12 protein-coding genes are annotated in these 23,792 nt (G+C 60.7%); 7 read left to right on the forward strand and 5 right to left on the reverse strand.

The annotated features are described in order from the left end of the window. Positions 1-179 precede the first annotated feature (179 nt). The 3 genes from mdaB to PCOSP_RS03435 all read left to right on the forward strand — a co-directional run bounded on the left by mdaB (position 180) and on the right by PCOSP_RS03435 (position 2,726). The gene (gene mdaB / locus PCOSP_RS03425; RefSeq protein ID WP_139648059.1) at positions 180-770 is read left to right on the forward strand and encodes an NADPH:quinone oxidoreductase MdaB; all 591 of its coding nucleotides are present in this window, start codon (positions 180-182) and stop codon (positions 768-770) included. 48 nt (positions 771-818) lie between these two features. Beyond that, a complete protein-coding gene (locus PCOSP_RS03430) occupies positions 819-1,736 on the forward strand; it encodes a LysR family transcriptional regulator (protein ID WP_139648060.1) in 918 nt (305 codons plus the stop codon). Positions 1,737-1,832: 96 nt separating this feature from the next. Continuing rightward, positions 1,833-2,726, forward strand: coding sequence for an NAD-dependent epimerase/dehydratase family protein (locus PCOSP_RS03435; protein WP_464710310.1), 894 nt, complete (start codon positions 1,833-1,835; stop codon positions 2,724-2,726). 647 nt (positions 2,727-3,373) lie between these two features. On the opposite strand, the gene PCOSP_RS03440 is transcribed toward PCOSP_RS03435, so the two are convergent. Continuing rightward, a complete protein-coding gene (locus tag PCOSP_RS03440) occupies positions 3,374-4,819 on the reverse strand; it encodes a SulP family inorganic anion transporter (protein ID WP_464710311.1) in 1,446 nt (481 codons plus the stop codon). A gap of 360 nt (positions 4,820-5,179) precedes the next feature. On the opposite strand from PCOSP_RS03440, the gene PCOSP_RS03445 reads away from it, so the two are divergent. The 4 genes from PCOSP_RS03445 (at position 5,180) to PCOSP_RS03460 (ending at position 9,381) form a co-directional block, all read left to right on the forward strand. Then, positions 5,180-6,529, forward strand: a complete 1,350-nt coding sequence (locus tag PCOSP_RS03445) for a GntT/GntP/DsdX family permease (RefSeq protein WP_464710312.1) — start codon at positions 5,180-5,182, stop codon at positions 6,527-6,529. Positions 6,530-6,556: 27 nt separating this feature from the next. Next, positions 6,557-7,417, forward strand: a complete 861-nt coding sequence (locus tag PCOSP_RS03450) for a MurR/RpiR family transcriptional regulator (protein ID WP_464710313.1) — start codon at positions 6,557-6,559, stop codon at positions 7,415-7,417. 1 nt (position 7,418) lies between these two features. Beyond that, complete coding sequence (locus tag PCOSP_RS03455; RefSeq protein ID WP_464710314.1) at positions 7,419-8,867, forward strand: N-acyl-D-amino-acid deacylase family protein; 1,449 nt, start codon at positions 7,419-7,421, stop codon at positions 8,865-8,867. Positions 8,868-9,012: 145 nt separating this feature from the next. After that, the gene (locus PCOSP_RS03460) at positions 9,013-9,381 is read left to right on the forward strand and encodes a glyoxalase superfamily protein (RefSeq protein ID WP_139648069.1); all 369 of its coding nucleotides are present in this window, start codon (positions 9,013-9,015) and stop codon (positions 9,379-9,381) included. A 19-nt stretch (positions 9,382-9,400) separates the two neighbouring features. Here PCOSP_RS03460 and PCOSP_RS03465 read toward each other — a convergent pair whose 3' ends face one another. The 4 genes from PCOSP_RS03465 to PCOSP_RS03480 are packed head-to-tail and all read right to left on the reverse strand — an operon-like array spanning position 9,401 to position 23,792. Beyond that, on the reverse strand, positions 9,401-12,172 hold the full coding sequence (locus PCOSP_RS03465; protein ID WP_464710315.1) for an RHS repeat-associated core domain-containing protein: 2,772 nt from the start codon (positions 12,170-12,172) through the stop codon (positions 9,401-9,403). Then, positions 12,169-16,644 carry a SpvB/TcaC N-terminal domain-containing protein gene (locus PCOSP_RS03470; protein WP_464710317.1) on the reverse strand — a complete coding sequence of 1,492 codons (4,476 nt, stop codon included), beginning with the start codon at positions 16,642-16,644 and terminating at the stop codon, positions 12,169-12,171. The genes PCOSP_RS03465 and PCOSP_RS03470 overlap by 4 nt, the downstream gene beginning before the upstream one ends. Then, the gene (locus PCOSP_RS03475) at positions 16,641-21,206 is read right to left on the reverse strand and encodes a Tc toxin subunit A-related protein (protein WP_464710318.1); all 4,566 of its coding nucleotides are present in this window, start codon (positions 21,204-21,206) and stop codon (positions 16,641-16,643) included. Before PCOSP_RS03475 ends, PCOSP_RS03470 begins: the two co-directional genes overlap by 4 nt. Before the next feature lie 33 nt (positions 21,207-21,239). Beyond that, the gene (locus tag PCOSP_RS03480; RefSeq protein ID WP_464710320.1) at positions 21,240-23,792 is read right to left on the reverse strand and encodes a Tc toxin subunit A; all 2,553 of its coding nucleotides are present in this window, start codon (positions 23,790-23,792) and stop codon (positions 21,240-21,242) included.

Raw genomic sequence — 23,792 nt, forward strand, 5'->3', positions numbered from 1 at the left:
AGTGAGTTGAATCCTACGGCAACAATCGGCTGTTGATTCGTGCATGTAGGTCAAAACAGTTTTGCCTCGGTTGCGCTTACTCCGCGTGACGCTCATCGGTAGTCTGCCCCCCATCTTTTCCAACCCTTTCCATTCGGCAGCCCTGCGTGGCGCTCGCCATGGACCCGATGAGGCTCCCCATGAAAAAAGTCCTGCTGCTCAACGGTGGTAAACAATTCGCTCACTCCGACGGCCGCTACAACGCGACCCTCCACGACACGGCCCTGAGTGTGTTGGACCGTGGTGGCCTGGACGTGAAAAGCACGTTCATTGACGGTGGCTACGACATCAAGGAAGAGGTCGCCAAGTTTCTCTGGGCCGATGTCGTCATCTATCAGATGCCGGGCTGGTGGATGGGCGCGCCATGGACCGTGAAGAAGTACATCGACGAAGTGTTCACCGAAGGTCATGGCAGTCTCTACGCCAGCGACGGCCGCACCCGCTCCGACGCCTCGCAGAAGTACGGCAGCGGTGGCCTGGTGCATGGCAAGCAATACATGTTGTCGCTGACCTGGAACGCCCCGCAGCAGGCCTTCGATGATCCGACCGACTTCTTCGAAGGCAAGGGTGTGGACGCGGTGTATTTCCCGTTCCACAAGGCCAACCAGTTCCTGGGCATGACCGGCTTGCCGACCTTCCTGTGCGTCGACGTGATGAAGCGTCCGAACATAGAGGCTGATGTGGCGCGGTATGAACAGCATTTGATCGAGGTATTCGGCCTTTCGCGGTAATCCGGCTACTCTCGCCACATTGACTGTGCATCCGATGAGAGGACATTTGTGAAAGCCAGATCCGACGAGTTGCAGATCTTCGTCTGCGTGATCGAGTGCGGGTCGATTTCCGCCGCCGCCGAGCAGGTCGGGCAGACGCCGTCGGCGGTCAGTCGCACGTTGTCCCGACTGGAAGCCAAGCTCGACACCACGCTGATCAACCGCACCACTCGACGCATGGACCTGACCGAGGAGGGCCGGTATTTCTTCGAACAGGCCAAAAGCATTCTCGACCAACTGGAAGCGTTGGAGGAACGCTTGTCCTCCCGCCAGCAGAAGCCTTCAGGACGGTTGCGGATCAACGCTGCGTCGCCGTTCATGCTGCATGCCATCGTGCCGCACATCGATGAGTTCCGCAGGCTCTACCCGGACATCCAGCTCGAGCTCAACACCAATGACCTGATCATTGATTTGCTGGAGCAGAGCACCGACGTCGCCATCCGCATCGGCGCCCTCACCGATTCGACGTTGCATGCCCGTCCCCTGGGTTGCAGTCCGTTGCACATCCTGGCCAGCCCTGCCTATCTGGAGCGGCACGGCACGCCTTCAACCGTCGCTGAACTGACGGAGCATGCATTGCTGGGGTTTGCCCAGAACGATGGCCTCAACCAATGGCCTCTGCGCCATCTTCACGGCGACCGTTGGCCCATCCAGGCGGCCATCAGCGCGTCCAGTGGCGAAACGGTGCGCCACCTGGCGCTGCAAGGGCAGGGCATCGCCTGTCTGTCGGATTTCATGACCCGCGACGACATCCGTGCCGGTCGATTGAAGGTGCTGCTGGCCGAGACCAATAGCGGGTACCGCCAGCCCATTAACGCCGTCTACTACCGCAACTCTCAGTTGGCGTTGCGCATTCAGTGCTTTCTGGACTTCATCCAGGACAAACTCGCCGAATACGCCTCGCGGGATTTTGAGACTGATTCGTGACTTCAAGGCAAGAGTGATTTGGGCAATGTGGACTGTTTCGCCAAGGATCGGTCCTCGATACTCGTTCCATCACTGATCCTGCCAAGGAGTTTTTCCATGAACGTATTCGTCACTGGTGCTGCCGGTTTTATTGGCGGCTCCATTGCCACCGGTCTGGTTCGGGCCGGGTATCAAGTCATCGGCCTGGTACGCAGCGCCGAGCAGGCGAGAGAGCTCACTGCCCTGGGTATCCAGCCGGTGATCGGTACCCTGGAAGACAGCGCGTTGCTGACCGCACAGGCCCGCGCCGCCGATGCGGTGATCAACGCCGCCAGCAGCGACCATCGCGGCGCGGTCGAAGCGCTGCTCGAGGGTCTGAGGGGCTCGAGCAAGGTCCTGCTGCACACCAGCGGTTCGAGCATTGTCGGCGATGCTTCGGGTGGTCTTGCCAGCGCTGACATCTACCAGGAGAACAACCTGCCGGAGCCTACCGTCGACAAGGCTGATCGTGTCGCGATCGACAACCTCGTCCTTGACGCGGCGAAGGACGGCGTGAACTCGGCGGTGATCTGCAACACCTTGATCTACGGCCACAGCCTGGGTGTCAAACGCGACAGCGTGCAACTGCCGCGCCTGCTCAAGCAGGCTCGTAAAAGCGGGGTGGTGCGGCATGTCGGACCGGGGCGGAATATCTGGTCCAACGTGCACATCGAGGACGTGGTCGAGTTGTACCGGCTCGCCCTGACCCGCAACCTGCCTGGCACGTTCTACTTCGTCGAAAGCGGCGAGGCCTCGTTCCTCGACATGACCACGGCCATGGCCCGGGCGCTGAACCTTGGCGAACCCCAGGACTGGCCGCTGGCCGATGCCGAGGCCGAGTGGGGCTATGAAATGGCCAACTACGGCCTGGGCTCCAACAGCCGCGTGCGAGGACTGCATGCCCGCGAACTGCTGGGCTGGGCACCGAAGCGGACGTCGGTGGTGGAGTGGATTCTCAACGAAATGGTGTAAGACGCAGCACTTCCCCCTGTGGGAGCGGGCTTGCTCGCGAAGGCGTCAGACCGGTCAATCATGAGTTGGCTGATGCACCGCCATCGCGAGCAGGCTCGCTCCCACAGTTGTTCCGCGACGACCATAAAATCCCGATCCAACCCGGTTCCCCTGTGGGAGCGAGCCCGCTCGCGATGGCGTCAGATCGGTCAATCCTGGGTTGGCTGATGCATCGCCATCGCGAGCAGGCTCGCTCCCACAGTTGTTCAGCGACGACCACAAAATCCCGATCCAGCCCGGTCCCCCTGTGGGAGCGGGCTTGCTCGGGAAGGCGTCAGACCGGCCAATCCTGAGTTGGCTGATGCACCGCTATCGCGAGCAGGCTCGCTCCCACAGTTGTTCAGCGACGACCACAAAATCCCGATCCAACCCGGTTCCCCTGTGGGAGCGAGCCCGCTCGCGATGGCGTCAGATCGGTCAATCCTGGGTTGGCTGATGCATCGCCATCGCGAGCAGGCTCGCTCCCACAGTTGTTCAGCGACGACCATAAATCCCGATCCAACCCGGTTCCCCTGTGGGAGCGAGCCCGCTCGCGATGGCGTCAGGCCGGTCAATCTTGAGTCGGCTGATAGACCGCTTTCGCGAGCAAGCCCGCTCCCACAGTTGCATCAGTCGTGGTGCACGCCGGCACGCTTGAGCATCTGCTTGCAGCGCTCTGAGAGGTGGAACACCCGCAGGTGTTTGCCGGCCTTGCTGTAGCGTTCACGCAGGGTCTTCAGCGCGGCGATGGCCGAGTAGTCGACGAAGCGCAGGTGACGGCAGTCCAGGGTCACGTGGGTTGGATCGTTCGTCGGGTCGAATTGGTTGAGGAACGGCGTGGTCGAGGCGAAGAACAGCGTGCCGTGCAGGCGATAGAGTTTGCTGCCGTCAGCCTCCAGATGGGTATCGGCGTAGAGTTCCCGGGCCTGTACCCAGGCGAAGTTGAGCGCTGCGACGATGATCCCGCACAGTACCGCCACGGCCAGGTCGGTGAACACGGTGATGAGGGTCACGGCCATGATGACCAGCACATCATTCACCGGCACCTTGTTGATCACCCGCAGCGAGGCCCAGGCAAAGGTCTGCTGCGCCACGACGAACATCACGCCCACCAGGGCAGCAAGCGGGATGCGCTCGATCAGTGGCGACAGGAACAAGACAAACAGCAGTACCATCACCCCGGCCACCGCCCCGGACAACCGGCCGCGTCCCCCCGAGCTGAGGTTGATCACCGTCTGGCCGATCATGGCGCAACCGCCCATGCCGCCGAACAGGCCGGAGGCGATATTGGCCGCGCCGAGCGCCACGCACTCGCGGTCCGGATAACCGCGGCTTTCGGTGATTTCGTCGGTCAGGTTCAGGGTCAACAGGGTTTCCAGCAAACCGACCATTGCCATGATCACCGCATAGGGCAGCACGATCTGCAGGGTTTCCAGGTTCCAGGGAATGCCCGGCAAGGCAAAGTCGGGTAGGCCACCGGCAATGTGTGCCATGTCGCCCAGCGTGCGGGTGGGCAGGCCGAGCAGGTAGACCGCCAGGCCGACCCCGAGAATCGCCACCAGGGCTGGCGGCACGCTACGGGTCAGGCGTGGCAGTAAGTAGACAATGGCCATGGTCAGCGCCACCAGGCCCGCCATCCAGTACAACGGTGCGCCACTGAGCCAGGCCTCACCGTTCTTGAAATGCTCCAGTTGGGCCAGTGCAATGACAATCGCCAGGCCGTTGACGAAGCCGAGCATCACCGGGTGCGGCACCATGCGCACCAGCTTGCCCAGCCGCAACAGCCCGAATGCCATCATGATCAGCCCACCCAGCAACACCGTGGCCAGCAGGTACTGCACGCCGTGTTGCACTACCAGTGCGACGATCACCACCGCCATCGACCCCGCTGCGCCTGACACCATGCCCGGCCGTCCGCCAAACAGCGCGGTCAGGGTGCAGATGATGAAAGCGCCGTACAGCCCCATCAGTGGGTTGAGATGGGCCACCAGGGCGAAGGCGATACATTCGGGGAGCAAGGCGAAAGACGTGGTGAGGCCGGCGAGGACGTCGGCGCGAAGGCGTGCTGGTTTCATGGTTTACCTGACTGGGCGCCGGTTGGGAGTCGGCTGCCGGGGGACGTGGTGCAAAAAGCAGAAGGATGGTACGCAATTGCCGGACGTAGGAACAGTGGACCTGTGGGAGCAAAGCTTGCTCGCGATCCAGACAAGTCAGTCGCAACGGCATTGGCGGGTCTGGCGCTGTCGCGAGCAAGCTTTGCTCCCACAGGCATGAAAGTTTCGCGATGGATTTTCATGACGATTGCTTCGCGATGTCCGTCAGCGACAGGTCTTATCCAGGCACGAAAGTTATTTTCAAAGCATTTGAAGATTGTTCCTTGAAATGATTTATGAGTTTCACAACTCATAGACGTGACCCTGTTCAAGGAGTACCGCATGGCACCTGCTTTCGGTTATTGGCTACTGGTCTACGCGGCCATCGCCATCATTGCGCTGATTGTCCTGATCGCCCGCTACCGGCTCAACCCGTTCATTGTGATCACGCTGGTCTCCATCGGTCTCGCGCTGTTGGCGGGGATGCCGCCGTCGGGTGTGGTGGGGGCGTATGAGGCCGGTGTGGGCAAGACGCTGGGGCACATCGCGCTGGTGGTGGCCCTGGGTACGATGCTCGGCAAGATGATGGCCGAGTCCGGCGGTGCGGAGCGGATGGCGCAGACCCTGATCGAACGTTTCGGCGAGCGAAACGCCCATTGGGCGATGGTGTGCATCGCCTTCCTAGTCGGGCTGCCGTTGTTCTTCGAAGTCGGTTTTGTGCTGCTGGTGCCCATCGCGTTCACCGTCGCCCGGCGCGTGGGTGTGTCGATCCTGATGGTGGGGCTGCCGATGGTCGCCGGGCTCTCGGTGGTCCATGCCCTGGTGCCGCCGCATCCGGCGGCGATGCTGGCGGTGCAGGCGTTCCAGGCCTCGGTGGGACAGACCCTGCTGTACGCGATCCTGATCGGCATCCCCACCGCCATCATCGCGGGCCCGCTGTATGCGAAATTCATCGTCCCGCGCATCCAGCTACCGGCAGAGAACCCGTTGGAGCGACAGTTTCTCGACCGCGGACCTCGCGCCAGGCTGCCGGGTTTCGGCATCACCCTGGGGACCATCCTGTTGCCGGTGATCCTGATGCTGATCGGTGGCTGGGCCAACCTGATCTCTACGCCGGGCAGCGGTTTCAACCAGTTCCTGCTGTTCATCGGCAACTCGGTGATTGCGCTGTTGCTGGCGACTGTCCTCAGCTTCTGGACCCTCGGCCTGGCTCAGGGCTTTAACCGGGAGTCGATACTCAAGTTCACCAATGAGTGCCTGGCACCCACTGCCAGCATCACCTTGTTGGTGGGCGCCGGTGGTGGCTTGAACCGCATCCTGGTGGACGCCGGAGTCACGCAACAGATCGTCGGGCTGGCCCAGGAATTCCAATTGTCGCCACTGGTCATGGGCTGGCTGTTCGCCGCGTTGATGCGGGTCGCCACCGGTTCAGCCACGGTGGCGATGACGACTGCCTCGGGCATCGTCGCGCCTGTGGCGATCGGCCTGGGCTATCCCCATCCCGAGTTGCTGGTGCTGGCAACCGGGGCCGGGTCGGTTATCTTTTCCCACGTCAACGACGGCGGTTTCTGGCTGATCAAGGAATATTTCAACATGACCGTTGCCCAAACCTTCAAGACCTGGACCGTGCTGGAAACGCTGATCTCCCTGGTCGCCTTCGGCCTGACCCTTGGGCTCGCGCGTTTGCTCTGAGCACAACGCAATCACACAGGAGCCGTCATGGACATCCTCTACCAGATCCGCGTCCGTCAGGATTCCTTCAGCGCCGGCGAAGGACGAATCGCCAGGCTGATGCTCGACGACGTAGGATTTGCCGCCTCCGCCAGCCTGGACGACCTGGCTCGGCGCGCCGAAGTCAGCAGCGCCACGCTGTCGCGGTTCGCCCGCACCGTTGGTTGTCGCGACCTGCGGGACCTGAGGCTGCAACTGGCCCAGGCCAGCGGAGTCGGCAGCCGTTTTCTCGACCCTGCGGGCGCGCCCGAGCAATCGGCGTTTTATGGGCAGATTGTCGGCGATATCGAATCCACATTGCGTCAGCATCTGTCGGCATTCGAGGAGACGCAGTTTGCCGATGCCGTGCGGATGCTCGGCAAGGCGCGGATGATCCATGCGTTCGGGCTCGGTGGCTGGTCGGCGTTGTGCAGCGAAGAGTTGCAGGTGCGGCTGGTGCGTTTCGGCTATCCGATCGCCGTGTGCCGCGACCCGGTGATGATGCGCATCACCGCCACCTCGTTGAGCGAGGCGCATGTGGTCATTGCTTGCTCACTCACCGGCATCACTCCGGAACTGCTCGGTGCCGTTGAATTGGCTCGGAGTTACGGCGCGGCGATCCTGGCGATCACCCGGGCCGGCTCCCCACTGGCCCAACTGGCCGATGTCGTGCTGCCTCTGCAAGGCGCCGAAACCTCGTTCATCTACAAGCCCACGGCGGCGCGCTACGGCATGCTGCTGGCTATCGATGTGCTCGCCACTGAGCTTGCGTTGGCCAACCCCGAAGACAATCAAGAGCGCCTGCGACGAGTCAAACTCGCCCTGGATGACTACCGTGGCGGCGACGATGACCTGCCGCTGGGAGACTGACATGCTGTACGACACCCTTATCCGTAATGCGCAGGTCATCGATGGCCGTGACACGCCCGGCTATACAGCCGATGTCGCGATTCGTGCCGGGCGCATCGAGCGCATCGGCGACCTGGGCGCTGCCCGGGCCACCGCGGAAGTCGACGCCGCTGGCCGTGTGGTGGCCCCAGGGTTCATCGACGTGCACACCCACGACGACACCATGGTCATCCGCCAACCGCAGATGTTGCCCAAGCTCAGCCAGGGTGTGACCACGGTGATCGTCGGCAACTGCGGCATCAGTGCTTCACCGGTGCGTCTGCGGGGCGATCCGCCGGACCCGATGAACTTGCTGGGCACCGCCCAGGCATTCGTTTACCCGCGCTTCAGCGATTATCGTGGCGCGGTAGAAGCCGCCGCTCCGGCGATCAACGTCGCCGCCCTGGTGGGCCACACGGCATTGCGCAGTAACCACATGGACGATTTGTTGCGCACGGCCAGCGTGGGAGAAATCGCCGCCATGCGTCAGCAACTGCGCGAAAGCCTGGAGGACGGTGCGTTGGGGTTGTCCACAGGACTCGCCTACGCCAACGCGTTTTCAGCGTCTACCGAGGAAGTCATGCAACTGACTGAAGAGCTGAATGCATACGGCGCGGTCTACACCACTCACCTGCGCAGCGAATTCGAACCGGTGCTCGAGGCCATTGACGAGGCTTTCCAGATCGGACGCCACGCACAGAGCCCGGTGATTATCTCCCACCTCAAATGTGCCGGCGTCGGGAACTGGGGGCGTAGTCCGCAGGTGCTTGCCGCGCTGGAGAACGCCGCAAGGAACCACCCGGTCGGCTGTGACTGCTACCCCTATGCGGCAAGCTCTTCGACACTGGATCTCAAGCAGGTGACCGATGCCCATCCCATCACCATCACCTGGTCGACGCCTTACCCAGCGATGGGCGGTCGCGACCTGGTCGACATTGCCAGCGAATGGGGGGTGTCGTTGTTGGAGGCGGCGCGCCGCTTGCAACCGGCTGGTGCGGTGTACTACGGCATGGACGAAGCTGATGTCAGGCGAATCCTCGCGCATCCGCTGTCCATGATCGGTTCCGACGGTTTGCCCGAAGACCCGTTTCCCCATCCACGCTTGTGGGGCGCTTTCCCACGGGTACTGGGACATTTCAGTCGTGACATCGGACTTTTTCCGTTGCACACCGCCGTGCACAAAATGACCGGTCTCTCCGCGGCACGCTTCGGCTTGAAAGAGCGCGGTGAAATTCGTGAAGGGCATTGGGCGGACCTGGTGCTGTTCAACCCGCACACCATTCGTGATGTCGCAGACTTCATAGAGCCGCAACGTGCTGCCGAAGGCATTGATGGGGTGTGGATCAACGGCGTTCTGAGCTACAGCGATGGGCAGGCGAACGGACGCAGGGAGGGGCGGTTCCTGGCGAGAGAGGGACAGACGGGCTCATGAGTTCCCTGGCCACAGGTTCACTTCTGTTCTTCACGTGACAGCAGTGTCGGTGGGTGGTGGCACTGCGACATTAAAGAAGCCGGCGCCAAGGCCGAAGCAGTGGGTTCAACCTGTCTAAACGGGTCCTTCAGCCAGGGAGCAACCCATGAGCTTCGGTAAAACTACCCCCGTCCTGCGGATCTTCGATGAAGCCAAGGCGTTGGCGTTCTACGTCGACTTCCTGGGCTTTACCGTCGACTGGCAACACCGCTTTGGCGACGACTTTCCACTTTACCTGCAAGTTTCCCGCGGCGACTGCGTGCTGCATTTGTCCGAGCACCATGGCGATTGCACGCCGGGCTCGGCGCTGCGAGTCGAGACGGATGAGCTGGAAATGTTTCAGGCACAGCTGGTCGCCAAGCCATACGCCTTCGCGCGTCCACAGATCCAGGCCATGCCCTGGGGCAGCCAGGACATGGCGGTGGTCGATCCGTTTGGGAATCGGTTGGTGTTCACCGATGCGATCTGTGTCTGAGTATTGAATAGCCCACGCGCTAAGGTCGAGTGAGCGCGAGGATATGGGCGTTGTACGCCTGATAATTCCTGGGGTGGCGCCCCGTCTCGATATTGACGCTTTCCGGGATAATGCCGCTGCAGTTGAAACAGGCAATGAAAGCTTCCGGTTCGGTCACGCCGGTCAATTTTTCGGTAAACAGGTACGTATCCGAAAGCACTCTTTCAGCTTGGCCCGGGTAGAGCGCGACGACGGTGTTCAACACCCGGACTTCGCCATGAGCTCCCGGTCCCCCGGTGCGCACAGGAATGATTGCGTTGGATTCCTCGATATGCGTCGCAATGAGATGCTGGGTGTGTTGCTGGAGGTCGGAAATGGTGTCGATGGTTCGACTCAGCGTTGGCTCGCGCTTGAGCATCTCAGGATCCAGTTCGAGTTTATGAACCGGGTCATTTTTCGTCGCGCTGTATCGTTCGGCCAGGTCTGCCAGGTATTCGCTGGTATTCCCGATCTTGTAGCTGCCGAAATTCAGGTAGAAGTGCTCGCTTTTCGCGCTGCCATCGTAGCTGCTGTCTACGCCACGGTATCCCGTCGGACCGGATTTGGGGCCGGGCAGATTGTAGGACTCATAGAGGCTCCTGTGCTTACCTTCCGTGCGATCCTTGACCACGCCAAATGAGTGGACAACCAAGTCCTTGCGCTTTGTCTTGCTGAAGCTGGGGGTGGGGCTGAGGGCGAGTCCGGGAGCGGAGTCATCTCGGTCAGCCCTGGCAGCTCTCCTTGCCAGTGGATCCTGCATCATCGTCACGGAACGGGCATGACCATCGCGCTTCACCGATTCGACCACGTCATCCTTCAGCCATCCCTGATGATCGACAAACCTGAGCGGATTGTTCCCCACCATGCAATACAGGTTCAACCCATCCACCGCCCCCGCCGGGTCGGGGCTGATCCAGCGTTGCAACCACGGCGCGTAGTACCGTTGCCCGTAGTAGTACAGCCCGCTGGCATCGCGCTCCTTTCCGGAGTAGCGAATGGTCCGGTAGTCGGCTTCCACGGCCGAACGGGACGCCAGCCAAGCGGTACCACCATAGGGCAGGTAGCTTTCCTGGCTGATCAGGTGGCCCTGGTCGTCGAGTTCCAGTGAACTGGAGCCCAGGTGGTCGCCAAGGTTGTAGCGCATCTGGTTGGCGGCGATACCGGACGGTCGACCTTCGGTCCAGTGCAGATAGCGCACGTTGAAGCGACCGGCTTGCAGGGTGATGACTTCCAGGCGTTCGTTATGGCGGCTGTGGATTTCCAGCCCTGGCAGATAACGGGCTTCACGGGTGTGGGTGATTGCCGCGGTGTGGGTTGTCCGGACCTTGCGCACCCGTTGGCCGGTGTTGTCGTAGTGATAGCGTTCAACGTCATTGGGCGCGTTATCGCGCTGGACCAGCACCACGCTGTCGAGTTGGTTGCGGGTGTTCCAGGCCAGTGCCTGACCCGGTGACAGCGCCTGCTGGTTGCCATGGGCATCGACGTCCACCCTGACATCGGCCGCCGAGTGGCCCGTGTTCCACGACAGAAGGCGATTGCTCGTGGCGCTGACGTTCAATGTCCGGGTGTAGTTGTTGCGGTCGCGAACATGGCGCAGTTCGGTCAGGTTGCCGCCGGCATCGTATTCGTAGTGCTCGGTGTAGTTGAACAACTGATTGGCGTCGATCGGTAGATCGAGGGTCGTAGGCGCCAGGCCCGCAGTTTCACGCCCGGTCGCGCTGGTCAATTGATAAAGGCTGTCGTAGGTGAATGCGCTGTTGGCTTCGACCCGCTGGTTACTGCCGAACCGCGCCGGTTGGGCCTTGTCCTCGATATGCGTCACGTTACCCACCGGGTCGTAGGTGTAGCGCAGATCCTGCAAGATCCTGGCGGACAGCGACACGCGAAGGGCGGTCAGGCGCCCATTGGCAGGGTCGAATACGGCGCGACTCATGACGCCGTTGCCGGCTGTCTGGGTTTCGAGCTGGCCGAACGCGTTGTAGGTGAGGTGGCTGACGATGGTTTGTTCGATGGCGGCGTCTCTGGTCTTCAGGCTCACGGAGCGGAGTTGGCCTGCGAGGTCGAACGCGTACCGCCGTTGGTGCTGGGCAGCATCGGACTGCTGGATGATCTGCGCGAGTGCGTCGTAGCGCCAGCTCGTGGTATGGCCGTCGCCTTTTTCCAGCAGCAGGTCACGGTCCTTTTCCTCCGTTGGCCAGTCGGCTGGTCCAGCGTCGGCCCGCATATGCCTTGTCTGGCGCAGAGGTGTGGCGCAGAGCGCATAGCCATGGGTCAGCAGGGTGCCCGCGCTGTCATCGTGACGAACCACGGCACCGCACAGGTTGTGCGCGGCAGACGTCGGCGAACTGTCCCCGTAGCGCAGGCATTCGACCCTGCGCGGATTCTGTCCTGGCGTTTGCTCGCGCAGGACGGTCGGCCGCAATTGGCTGTCGAAGGTCGTCCGCCGATGATTTCCCCGTTGATCCCAACTGTGCAGTAACTGCCCGGCATCGCCCGGCAGGCTCAAGCGCCACCCGGCGTCGACGCTGTCCACCAGTAGGGTCTTGCCGGACAGGCTGTGGACGGTTCGCAGGTTGGGCGCGGGGGCGCTGATGAACAGCCGGGCGTCCCATTGCTCCACCCGTCGTCCGGCCTCGTCGTTGCGGTATCGGGTAATGCGCGCCTGGCTTTGCTCGTCCGCGTTGCGTCGGTAATAAGCCACCTGTCGCACGGGCAGGCCACGGTTGTCGATGACGTTGATCGTGGGTGTCCTGTGGTGAAGACGGGCGCTCATGCTTCACTCCCGGTGGTCGACATGACCTCCTGCAGCGTGTCGTTCTCGTCTTCATCCACGGTGTACCAGGGATGGCGTGTGTGACGGCGCATGTAGCAGAGGCCATTTTGCCTGGCGAGAAGCCTGTGGGCGGGGCGTCCGAGAGGGTCGTAGAACTGCTGGTCGAAATGCCCGGACTGGCGCAGGGACACATCGTTGATGTGGCAGTGCCGATCGGCAAAATAGGGACGATAGATGCGGATTGCCAGTCCCTTGCTGTTGTATTCCACCCGCTCGCTGACACGCCAGCGGACCGTGGCGATCTGCTCTTTTGGTCTTCCATCCGTCAGTGCCAGGTTACCCTTGGCGTCGACAACATAAGCCATGCCTGACTCGACGCGATGCTTGCTTTGCAACGTTCGACCAAAGCCATCGAAACTGGTGATGGCGATGCGGATTTGTTGCTGCTCATCGTCGGGATAACGATCGGCGACCAGGGTCGCGACCTGCACGGGCTCATGTGTCGAAGCCTCGAGTTCGTCTTTCAGCTTCAGCTCATCGGCCGACAATGCTTGGAGAGCCGGCAGCCTGGTTCGGGCCGAGGCGCAGATATGTCCGCTGGGAAGCAGGTCACCCTTGGCCACGCAACGGGTCAGCCAGTCGGTGTCTGCCAATGCTGCCTTCGATACGTTACCCATCCAGCTGAAGGGCGCGTAATAGAGGGCCGTCGCGGCACCCTGCACAGCGTTCTTTGCCTGGCTGACCACTTCTGCCAGACGCTTGAACGAAGGCTGTTTGAACTGCGCGAGCGGTTTGAAGCCCACGCGGGTGTTGTGTTCGTCACCATAAAAGGACGTGGCCAGTACCTGGCCGAAAGCATCAAACAGGCCTTCCTGTACGTTACCGTTGGGATCGACGATGCGCAGGGGCTGGAGCGAGCGATAGTCGTAAGTGGCCTGGGTGGTACAGCCATCGGGAAGTTTGAAGGCGGTGACGAAACAGGCGTACTTGTCATAGCCGATTTCGGAGACTCCGTGGCTTTGGCTCGGCTGTACGGCGTTGACTTTGTAGAAGCCTTCCAGCGGAGCGTAGGTCGCGAAGCCGCTTTTGACTGACCAGAGCTTTCTCGCTGGTTGCGGCGCGGGAAGAAAATCGGTCATTGGGTGATAACCCATTTGTTCCAGCTCTTTTTCTTTGGGGCGGTTGTCCTCTGGCAGTAACCGAAAGACGTCCAACGCTGTTTCATCCAGCTCGGCGCGTTCCAGATGATCGGCCAGGGCCTGCAGATCCGCGACGCCATCGGGCAGGGTTGCCCCGCTCGACGCGTCTTTGTAGCGCTGCACGGAGAGGCCGGTCAGCACGGCTTGGGTTTTCCAGGCGGTCTGCTTTACCCGTTCGTTGAGTGTTTCAAAAGACAGGTCCTGTGGCGACAGCCCCCCGTCTTCAGGTGCCTTGGGGCATTGCCATGCCTGGGTGCGCTGGCGATAAGGCAGGCCCAATCGCCATTGCTGAGGGGCTTGCAGATGGATGAACTCGGCGTGGGTTTCGCTTAGGTGGTAGAGCTGCTGTGCCGGATCATGAGCGTCGCGCCACCACTGCTGCTGGTCGGCGTCGCTGAACGGCGGTGTATCGCTGGCGGTTTTTCGGCGGGCGTAATGGATGTCCACGCTGTGGGTCAGCGCACCGCACAGATCGTGTTGCAGGTTCAAGGTGTGCTGGCATTGCGGGTCATCGGTAATGCCCTCGTACTGGTAGGTGATGGTCTCCAGCAGCAGCGGCAGCATTCGGGCATGGCGCCGAGCGCTGTCGGGTGCTTTCAGTAGACGGAGCCCATAGCGGTTTTCCTGGACCGAGTACAAACAGGTGGTTTTCAGGTGTCTATCGATGCCGAAGACCTCGCTTCGCAGCAAGCGACCCGACAAGGCGCGGGCCATTTCCAGATCGGTCGTTGCGTCTGGCGAGGCGATGATCCGGTCGCTCTGCGACTCAGGCGGGTATTGGCAAAGCAGTGTCTTGCCCAGCACCACGGCTTCTTTGTCTGCGCGGCTATAGCCGTTGCGTGGCGGATCCGTTTTTCGCCCGGTGTGAAACCAGTTTTTTTTCAGGCAGGTTGCCGTGAAACTCTTTGCGTCGGTATCGCCTGGGCTTGTTTCAGTGTCGGTTTGCAACAGCAGACCGAAACCCCGAAATTCCCGCTCGATGCCGTCGTAATAACCCAGGCGATAGGAGAACTCCTGGGTCAGTTGATTGCCGGTCGTTTCATCCCGTTGGGTTTGACGGCATACCAGGTGCAGGGCCAAGGGCAGGCGACAGGTGAGGGGCTTGCCGGCTGCTGCTCTCTCCAATTTTTCATCCAGCCATTCCTGCGCCGAGCTGCGGTAGTCGATGCGATGGTCGGCTCCCATGTTGTTGTTGGTGCCGGTGAGCAGATACGGTTTAGCGCTGACGAAGTCATAGTGCCAATGTTGCGACCTCATGTACGGCGAGCTCAGGATCAGGCTGGAACAGCCGAGCCCGTGCAGGTCAGCGACGCTCACTTGGCACAACGGATCGTAGCGCAGCTCTTCCGGCCAGGGCAGCGCAACGGCGGGAGCGAAGCCCTGGCCGCAGCGGTTCATGAAGATCAGTGCCTGATCCGCTTGCAGGTAGATCAGGTCGACGGCACCGGAACCATCCAGGTCCGCCAGGCGAATACGCGAGACGTCGAAGCTTTCGTAGGCAAGCCCGGGGAAGTCCAGTGTCCTGCCCTGGCCGAAATGCCCGCGGCCGAGGTTTGGCCAGCACTTCACTTCGTCATGACGAATGCGCACCAGATGCTGCTGGCCGCTGCCCAGTACATCGCTGAAAGCCACCAGCTCGCCGGGAGAGCCGGTAAATACGGGCAGGGCGTCTTCATGCTCCTCTCGGGGGACCTCGAATGGCGGCGAAAAACCGTACGTTCGTTGGTTGGCGTACAGGCGAACGCTGCGCGGGCCGATCAATGCCAGATCGCCGAGTCCGTCGCCCATCAGATCGGCCAACTGTCCTTGAGGACTGAAAAACTCCGGGGCAAATGCATCGAACGTGGCGAAGTCCGACCAACTTCGATCGGCATCGAGGGAGAAGAAGCCGCTCACTTGCGGCCGGGCGACGAGCCAGTCCAGACGACCGTCCCCCGTGAGATCGCTCAATGCCTGGTGCACCGATGTTGCCGTATCGGCTACCGGGATGTTGGGGAGCGTTCGCCACGGCGCGTAGGCCACTTCGTTGCCTTTGGCCCTGGCGCGCACGGGTTCGCGGTAATGCCAGCCTTTTTCGTTTCGATGGAGCACGCCCGGCAGGCCTTCACCGTACAAATCCACCAGTTGATAGGTGTGGCTGTCGTTGAGCCCCGGCATGTCCGGGAAACGCCGCCAGGCGAGGGGCTCAGGCGCGAGCTTGAAAGTGCTGTAGCTGAACTCGACGGGAGGGCGGCGTTCGACCGCTTCACCTTCGCCGAACGCCTGGTCGTGGGCGGCGCTCAAATGCTGGTAGCCCAACGGCGTCTGACGATAATCAAGCAGCAGGCGCCGCACCAGGACGGGGCCCGCACCCAGTTCGTCGGGGAAACGGTGAAACATCAGGACCTGGCGGCACAGTCGTTCGGTGCGTAACTCAAAACCGTAGGCGAAGTTGGAAAATGGGTCGCTACGGACGTGCCACTGCCGGCCTTCATACAGCGGTTTTTCGGTGTAGGCAGTCGTCCGCTCGCCGTAGTCGAACACCAGTTCGAAGTGCCATTGCACAGCCGCGAGCCGATCCGCTGTCCATGAGTAGAGATGCGCGTCGGCCTTGAAGTTGCCATAGCTGACCTGGCTCAAATAGCGCTGTGCGGTGGTGTCTGATTTATATCGGTAAAGAATGTGTTCGCCGTGGGCGTTCAGGCTCTCCTCCAGCAGCCATTCGCCGACACGGCTCGTATCCTGGGGATCGGCCCGACGCGATGCCGGGTCTTTTCCAAACAGGTGAAGGCTGCCGTCGGCACCGTGCACCAGCCAGAAGCCTGCTTCATCACCTTGCGAGGACCAATGTTCAATGCGGTCGAAGCGGCTTTCGGTTCTGGGAAAGTGTCGGGTGACGGTGTAGGCCGAGCCCAGGTCCAGATCGTTGTAATGGTCGACGCGTGTCGAGACGGTGACGTCTTGCGAATCACGCTCGGGTAGCCATATCACTCCGGTGGGGCCGACGATTTCGTCATCTTCGGTAAAGGCCGGTACACCTTTGCTGGTACGTCGCGCCACGCTGGGTAATGACAGCCCCCAGCCGATGCCGAACACACCGTTGCCGAGCGAGCTGGCATAGTTCAGGGACAAGGGCGGCGCAAAGCCGCGCCCCGGTGAAATGGGCAAGGCAATTTCATAGGAGGCCGTACCGTGGGCGCCGATGGGGTTCCATCCTTTGCCGATGCTTTGAATGGCGCCACCGCCCTTGGGCAGTGACGGCGCGGTGACCGGCAACGGGGATTGTTCACTCATTGCACACCTCCGCCGACCCGGGCCGTATAGCTCACGTGCACGATGATGTCGGTCAGCGATTCAAGCAGGTCTTTTTGCGCCTCGGGGTTCGGGAAGGTCAGCTGCCATTTGGAAATGGCGCCGGTGTATTCGAAGGGCAGGTAGCGTTCATCGTTGAAGCTCAGGGTAAACAGACCGTTGTCGTCGATGCCTGTCGAAAGGGCTATCTGCTGGTTGGCGCGGCGGCTTTCCATGGCCTTGCCTCGATCACCTGGCGACAGGAACACCGTGCTGGCGGTCTGGGTCAGCGTGGCCCGAATGTTTTCATAAGGGCCGACGACGGCCGGCAAGGTCACGCTGATGGTCTTGATGCGCCGCAGGTAGTGTTGCTGGCCCTTGTAATCGTCTTCGAATAACTGATGGGTCAGCTCGAACTCACATCCTCCTTTCTTCAGCTCGGTATGCATCTGCGACCATTCTTTATTAAGGCTGGTGGTGGTTTTACCCTTCAACTGTCGCAGCGATATCGTTTTGTGGATCTCCAGCTCCCTCTCGTGACGTTGCAGGTACCCGGCGTGCATGTTCAGCAGGTTCAGCTTCAGCAACTCGCCCGCGCCGAGCCCTCGATAGGTCGTATGCCATGCCCCCGGTTGAATGAAGCGGCTGTTGAAGTCGGCGGTCTCATACTGCCAACAGGCTTCGGCGGCCAGGCACAGGCTCAGTGTCGCGTCGTAGGCCTGGCGATAGAGCACGGCCAATTGACTATTCAGCCATTGGTACAGTTGCGCTTTGGTGAAGCGCTTGACGAGGAAGTCGTAGTTGGCCTTGGCCTGGCCCAGGGTCGCTTCCGCCAGGCGCAATTGCAGGCGGGTGGCGGTTTCCTGTTCGGCGAAATGCGCCAGTTGTGCGTCGATCTGGGCCAGTTCGAGTTGTGATTGATCGTAGGCGTGATGCCATTCATCCCGACGGCGATCGAATATGGCCTGACGGTCGAGTTGGGCCGCTACCGTACGGCTGATAATCGCGGCGCTATGGGCGGCGGCAGAGGCTGCGAGCGCCGGGCCTTCCCAACGGCTGCCGCCAATGCAGAGTCCAGCCATGTTCGGCGCCATCATCAGCCCCGCCGCCGCGATTTGGCAGGCCATTGCACCGGCTTCCAAGGTGCCGCTGGCCACGTAGAAGTAACTGGCCTTTGTTTCGGTGTCACTCAGGTCATCGTCCAGCAGTTTTTTGTAATGGGTACTGCGGTTTTGAACAATGGCCTGGCTGGCCAGCAGCGCCTGGCGGTTTTGACGGTCGATGTTCAAGGCCTGGCGTTGCAAGTCCAGAGAGATTTTTGCCAGATCCCAGGCTTGCTGTTGTTGCAACTCCTGCAACTGGGTCTGTTCCTTGCGCTCGATCAGCGACAGCAGCAGGGTGCCGAACTGGCTGAGGCTCTCCACGGCGTACTGGGCGTGGTTGTGCATGACGGTGAAGCGATAGTGGGGAATGGCGACGCTCGGCAGGCCTGTCGAGGAGCTGTCCGAGAGGCTCAGGGCATTGGTGCCGAGGAGGGCGCGAGGGTCCAGCGGCGCCGCGATGACCGGCGGATGCAGCGGCTTGCCGGCGATGTCGAGGTTATGCCGCAGGTTATGCAGGCGACTTTCGGCCATGTCCCAGCACCTGAGCAACTGCGGATTGAATGGCAGATGCAGGTACGGGCTATCGATAGCCGGCAGGGTCGAGCGCGAGCTGCTTTCGTGAAGGACCAGTGCGCGGTCGTCGGTCAAGCGGGTCACCGAGTATTCAAAGGTGCGCAGGCCGTCATCGGGGGTATCGACCAACTTCTGCAGGCTGACCGCCGTCCAAGGGGCCGCCAGTCGAGCGACCGGGCGTGGGCCCAGCAGGTCGAGCACCCGCACGTACCAGAGCTTGGCTTCGCTGAGACCGTCAGGCGTCATTGCGCGGAACGCGGCATCGCCTCGGTTGATGAGGATGTCCAGGTACAGGAAGTACAGCGCCTTGCAGAAGTGCACGGGATGACTGAGGGCAATCTGGTGCGGATCATGGGGTGCCTGATTGGCGTATGACGGCATGCTGTTATCGATCAGCGGCACGCTCCTCCAGCATTCGTCGTTGTTGCGACCCGGATCGAAGGTGTAGCGCAGCCAGCGCTCGGCTTCCTCGTACTGATGTTCGACATTCAAGCGATGGGCGACCAGCCATGGCACATGGAGGAACAGTTCGGTGAAGTAACGGCCATAGGCACCGTGAAAATCCATCGCGTTGGCCGAGTCGCCGGGGATCGAGGGTTCCGGCAGGTGCTGGGTCGTCCAGTCGAACAGTTCATCCAGGCTGTTCTCGGTGCGACGGATCAGCTCGGCGGCGAATACGGTGTTCAATCTGATTGGCGAGCGAGGTTGGTTGGAGGCGTCGCTGTTTTTGATCGCGGACTGGGTGAAATCGATGAATTGGGTGGTTCCCAAGCCGGGTGTCGTGACGTGGGTAATGGTTGGAGGTTGCCTGCGCTTCTCAGGGCGTTTCAGCCTGAAAGCCTTGAGAACGGAATAGATCTTCGTTGCCGGTTCGACGGGATGGACGAATGCCACACCCAAAAAGACGGTGGCGTCGTCGTTGCCGAGATCAGGGCAGGGCCACGTGAACTCAAAGGACTCCGCCAGATGCTCCGAGGGAATGGACTCTGCCATGACGACCAGGTCTTTATAGGTCAGCGGCCGGCTTCCTGAAACGGCTGGTTGCCGAAAGACGACATATTGCTTGTCTAACGGTTCGTCACGGAAAACGGTGATCCTATCCACTTCAAGCGACTCGGAGCCCTCAGCTTTCAGGACTATTTTTTCTGTTCCCGAGTTCTCGGAGCTGTCATTCGTTTGCCGACTCACCTTGATCAGTTGCCTAACGGCTTCTGTGGAAATGAATTTCTCTTCAAGATTGGTATCCGGGGATAGCCTGATACCGGGCGAGTGTTCAATGTCTCTAAGCGTATCGGCTGTGTCTGTGAAGAAAACGTTGACGCTTTTGTCGAAATTGAACGGGGCCCTTTGGAAACGAAGGAATGACCCTCCATGAAGCTTCATGTAAGGCGTTTGCGGTAGGCTTTGGGCAGGAAATACCAAAAAGCTGAGAGCGTGAGGAGATTTACTGGGGGCGTTAGAGACTCTTAGACGCATTGAGTTGCGCGATATATAACCATTGCCTGCGGATCCCAGGCCGGTAAGGTTGATGGTTGCAGTCATGCGCAGCGTGAATGTGGGCCCGTTCTTGACGTCGGTGATGCGGATCCCATCGCGATAGGCGCCTTCGAAATTCGACATGGTAGGCGCCATGTCGCTGGGCAGGTCGGTTTCTATTAGTTCGACGTCTGTGGAGGGCGCTGATTGAATACGCTGTGCGGCAACGCCCAGGAGGGCGCTCCCGATAGTAAAGGTGTCTGAGCTGCCCGGCGCAGGGGTGAGGTTCTTATCGATGCAAGTCATCTTGATGAAAGCCAGGTGGTTGCCGGTCTTGATGGCCGACTCTGTCTTGGGCTCATACACACACAAGGCGAAAAACACTGCGTCGCGCTGACACACGGCCACCGTGCTGATCAATGCCTTGATCGCGCCGACATCCTTTCTGCCAAGCGTCTTGTCCTCGCAATAACCTTGCAACCCCACCCGCGGCGTGCTCCAGCTGCCATCCTGTTTCTTGAAGCAGTAACTCAAACGCAATAACGGGTGACTCTGGTCCGGTGGATGGGTATCGGCATCCGAAGGCGAACTGCTCGAGGCAGAGGGATCCTGATGGATGCATTCGGCCCAGATCACGAACAGGCGATTGTTGAACCAGACCGGTCGCACCGAGTGTTCGGCCGCATGCTCGGGAATGGGCACGTCGGCTTTTTCCCAGTCCGACCAGGCGTATGGATCTGGCTGGTCCAGTTTGGGCGCGGTGGCCGGCGGTTGTGGCGGCGCGCCATCGAGTGGGCGCTGGGCCATGTCCAGCGAACGCCAGAAGTAACTGTTTTCGGTTCGGGACTTGGCAATGAAATAGTAGGTGCTGTTGGCGAAGTCTTCGCCGTCGATGTAGCCATTGAGGATATTCAGGTTGGCGACTTCTTCGAAGCGCGCCAGGTAAGCCATGATCGCCGATTGAACGGCATCGGGTTGGATCTGGTTCTGGCTGAGGGTGTTTTCCAGTTGCCGGAAGTTGTCGCTTTTTTGGGTTCGCAGGGCCGGATCGAGATACGTCGCAGGAAAGTGGAGCAGTTTTTGATGAGCCGCCCAGGTGGGGTATTGATGCATCTCGTCGCGCCACGTTTGCCGAAGCTCGGCGGTGATACTGGTGGGGTCGTAGCCGGGCTCCAGGTGCATCAGGATGCGGTTGATGTACTGCTGCAGGCTGGCAATGGCGCAGGCCACGGGTGTGGTAGGCACGTCCTGGCTGACCAGTACGTCGAGCAGCCAATATTCGTAGAGGTCCCGGGCGGTCTTGATCTTGTAGGGTTTCATCCTGTCCCGGTCAGGCGCGACCTTGTTCAGGTAAAGCGCCAGCAGCGCATCGCGCAGGCTTTCATCGAGCTGCTTCTTAATGGCAACGGTCATGTTCAATCCTTGAATGTTGAAGCGGGGCGCCGGTCAATGGCAGGCCGCGATCAGTGCTGCGCCAACGGCTTTCCAGTCCGATACGGGACTTTGGGTTTTCAGTGAGGTTGCCTGGAGCAACAGGTCTGCCGACAGTCCTGTGCTGACGCAGCACGCCTGGCAGCGCATGATCCAATCCACCGCTTCCATTGATTTCGCCTGTGCTGGCTCCAACTGCGCCGTCAGACGACTCACGTCCTCGGTGCTCCAGTTCAGGAGGTTGGCCAGCAGGTTATTGATCTCTTTTTCCGAGTGCCGCCCGTCCTGATTGGCAACTTGCAGGTAGTGCAGCAGGTTCTCTTCCGACTGCGCCTGATGACGGGCGCAATGACTGAAGCGCTCGAGCAGATACAGCGTATGGGGTGTGAGGGTTTTGGAGGTGTTCGAGGCAAGCCATGTCGGGTTCTCCATCAAGGCTTTCAGCGTGCTGCTGCCCAAGTGCAGACGCTGGCAAGCCTCGGCGGTGCGCAGTACTGTTGCCAGCACAGGGGGCATGATGCCCGGGGCAGCCTTGGTCGCGGCGACGACCGCCAGCGCATCGGTGCCAGCCAGCTGCATGACGCAAGGGACGTATTCGGCGCCAAGGTCGGTAACGTCATGCAGCAGGGTTTCAATCAGATGCTGTGGGTCGTGGTTGGCGTCCGCTTGCAGTTTCGCCAGGCGTGTTTCCAGATTCTGATTGAGTGGCAAGCTCGTTTCCGGTTCATCGAACAGGCGACACCACTGCAGTACATCAAGCTCGTTTTGCCTGAGCCAGCCGACGGCCCAATCCAGTGCCATCAACACGTCGAGAATGTCCGCCCCTGCGGATTCCGAGGTTTGCAATCGTCCGGTTACCAGTGCCTTGCAGAAGTCGTCCCCTCCCAATAACCGGGCCAGCTCGGTGCATTCGAGAGGCGACAGGCCCAGCGTCCGGGCGATACGGGCCTGGCGGTAGAGAGAAGAGACTGTGGGCAAGTCGTGTTTCGGCGAGCCCAGGTATTTCTCGCTCTGTCCCACAAGCAACAGCAGCGAATCCTGGGTCATGGGAAGTCCGAGACCTGCGCTCAGGTAGCTGAGGGTCTGCCGGTCCGTGGCGGTCATTGGGCTCAGGGGGAGCTCCCACACGGGGCTTTCAAGCAGTCGGGTGCGATTGAACACTTGATCGAACAACGGCATGCGGTCGCCGCAAGCATCAACCGGCATGTCGTGCAGCAAAGAGGCAAACTCTTCAGGAGCAATGCCATGGCGTTGATTCAGGTAGCGATAGACGCCAAGTGTGCGCAACGTGTTGGCGTTGAGTGCGTCAGTCCCTTCGGAGCGCTGGGCATTGACGATCAGCGTATCCAGTTCGGCAACGGGGATACCGGTCCAGCGATGCAGGCGGATCATTCGCTGGATACGGTCGAAACGCTCATGGGAGTGGTGGGTGAAGACCCGCATCTCCCCTTGGGTTGCAATACTCAGGACGGAAGTCTGTTCCGGCCCATTGATGTAGCTGGCGCCATAGCCGGTCTGCCTGGCGTCTGGGCTATTGATTGAGGACCGAGGGCTGTAGCTGCCTTGCGCCAGCAGCTGTTCCACCTGCTCCGTCGTCAGCCCGGTGCGCTCCTTGAAAAACCCCAGCTGGCCCAGGTTCGTTATGTTTCGGGTACCGTAGCTCTTCTTCAGTGGATCTGACTTGGAGATCGACGCAATTGGCGCGAGCAGCAGGTTCTGTTGTTCCGGACTGAGTCCGGACAGCAGTATTTGCGCGTCGAGGTGGGACGTCGTTAGGCTGCCGTAGGTTGAGTTGCCTGGTGAAAACGGCAATTGCAGGCTGATCCGATAGTTCAGCTCGCCCAGTGCGGGTTTGCCTGCCCCCAACCCGAGCAGACACTGGTGATGGTGCAGGTTGTAGGGCAGCGAAAAGGGATAGCGCTCGCTGGCCAGCGCCTGCTGGACTGTCCTGCCCTTGCCTTCATCTGTCAGGTACGTCTCGATGTTGCTGCGCAGGGTGTCATTGATGAGGTCGAGCATCGGACGCGTAGCGAAGGCACTCTGTTGATCGAGGGTCAGCTTCTTGAGGTCTGGGCGTCGCTCCTCCAGAGTGATCCTGGCGGATTGCGCCGGCACCGCCGGTAGCTGCTCCAGTTGCCTGGCAAACAGATACAGAGCCCGCAGATACGCCACGGGCGAATCGATTGCGCCGATATCGCCTTCGTTGCAGAACTGATCCCAATTTTCTTCAAAGAGTGCCTGATAACCGGCGGACGCTGACGTCGAGTCCGAACCCAGGCTGCGTCGGACACGTCGCTGGGCATCCTTCCCGGACGAGACGCGATGTTCCTGGTACAGGCGGCTGATTTGCCTGGCATAGCTGGCAGCGTTCTCATAGACCTGTCCGGCATCCACGTCGCAATACTTGACGAATACAAGGGCGAATGGCGCCTTGCCCATGCGCACGATGTCGAAGACCGACTTCAAGCCCATGCGCTGCATGGCGGTTCTGAAGCTGGCTTTTACGGTGTCCTCGCCGTTGGGAAAGGCGACGAGTCTGTGCAACAGCGAGTCGTTGCTTGCGTCCAT

This window comes from Pseudomonas sp. MAFF 730105, from assembly GCF_055380705.1.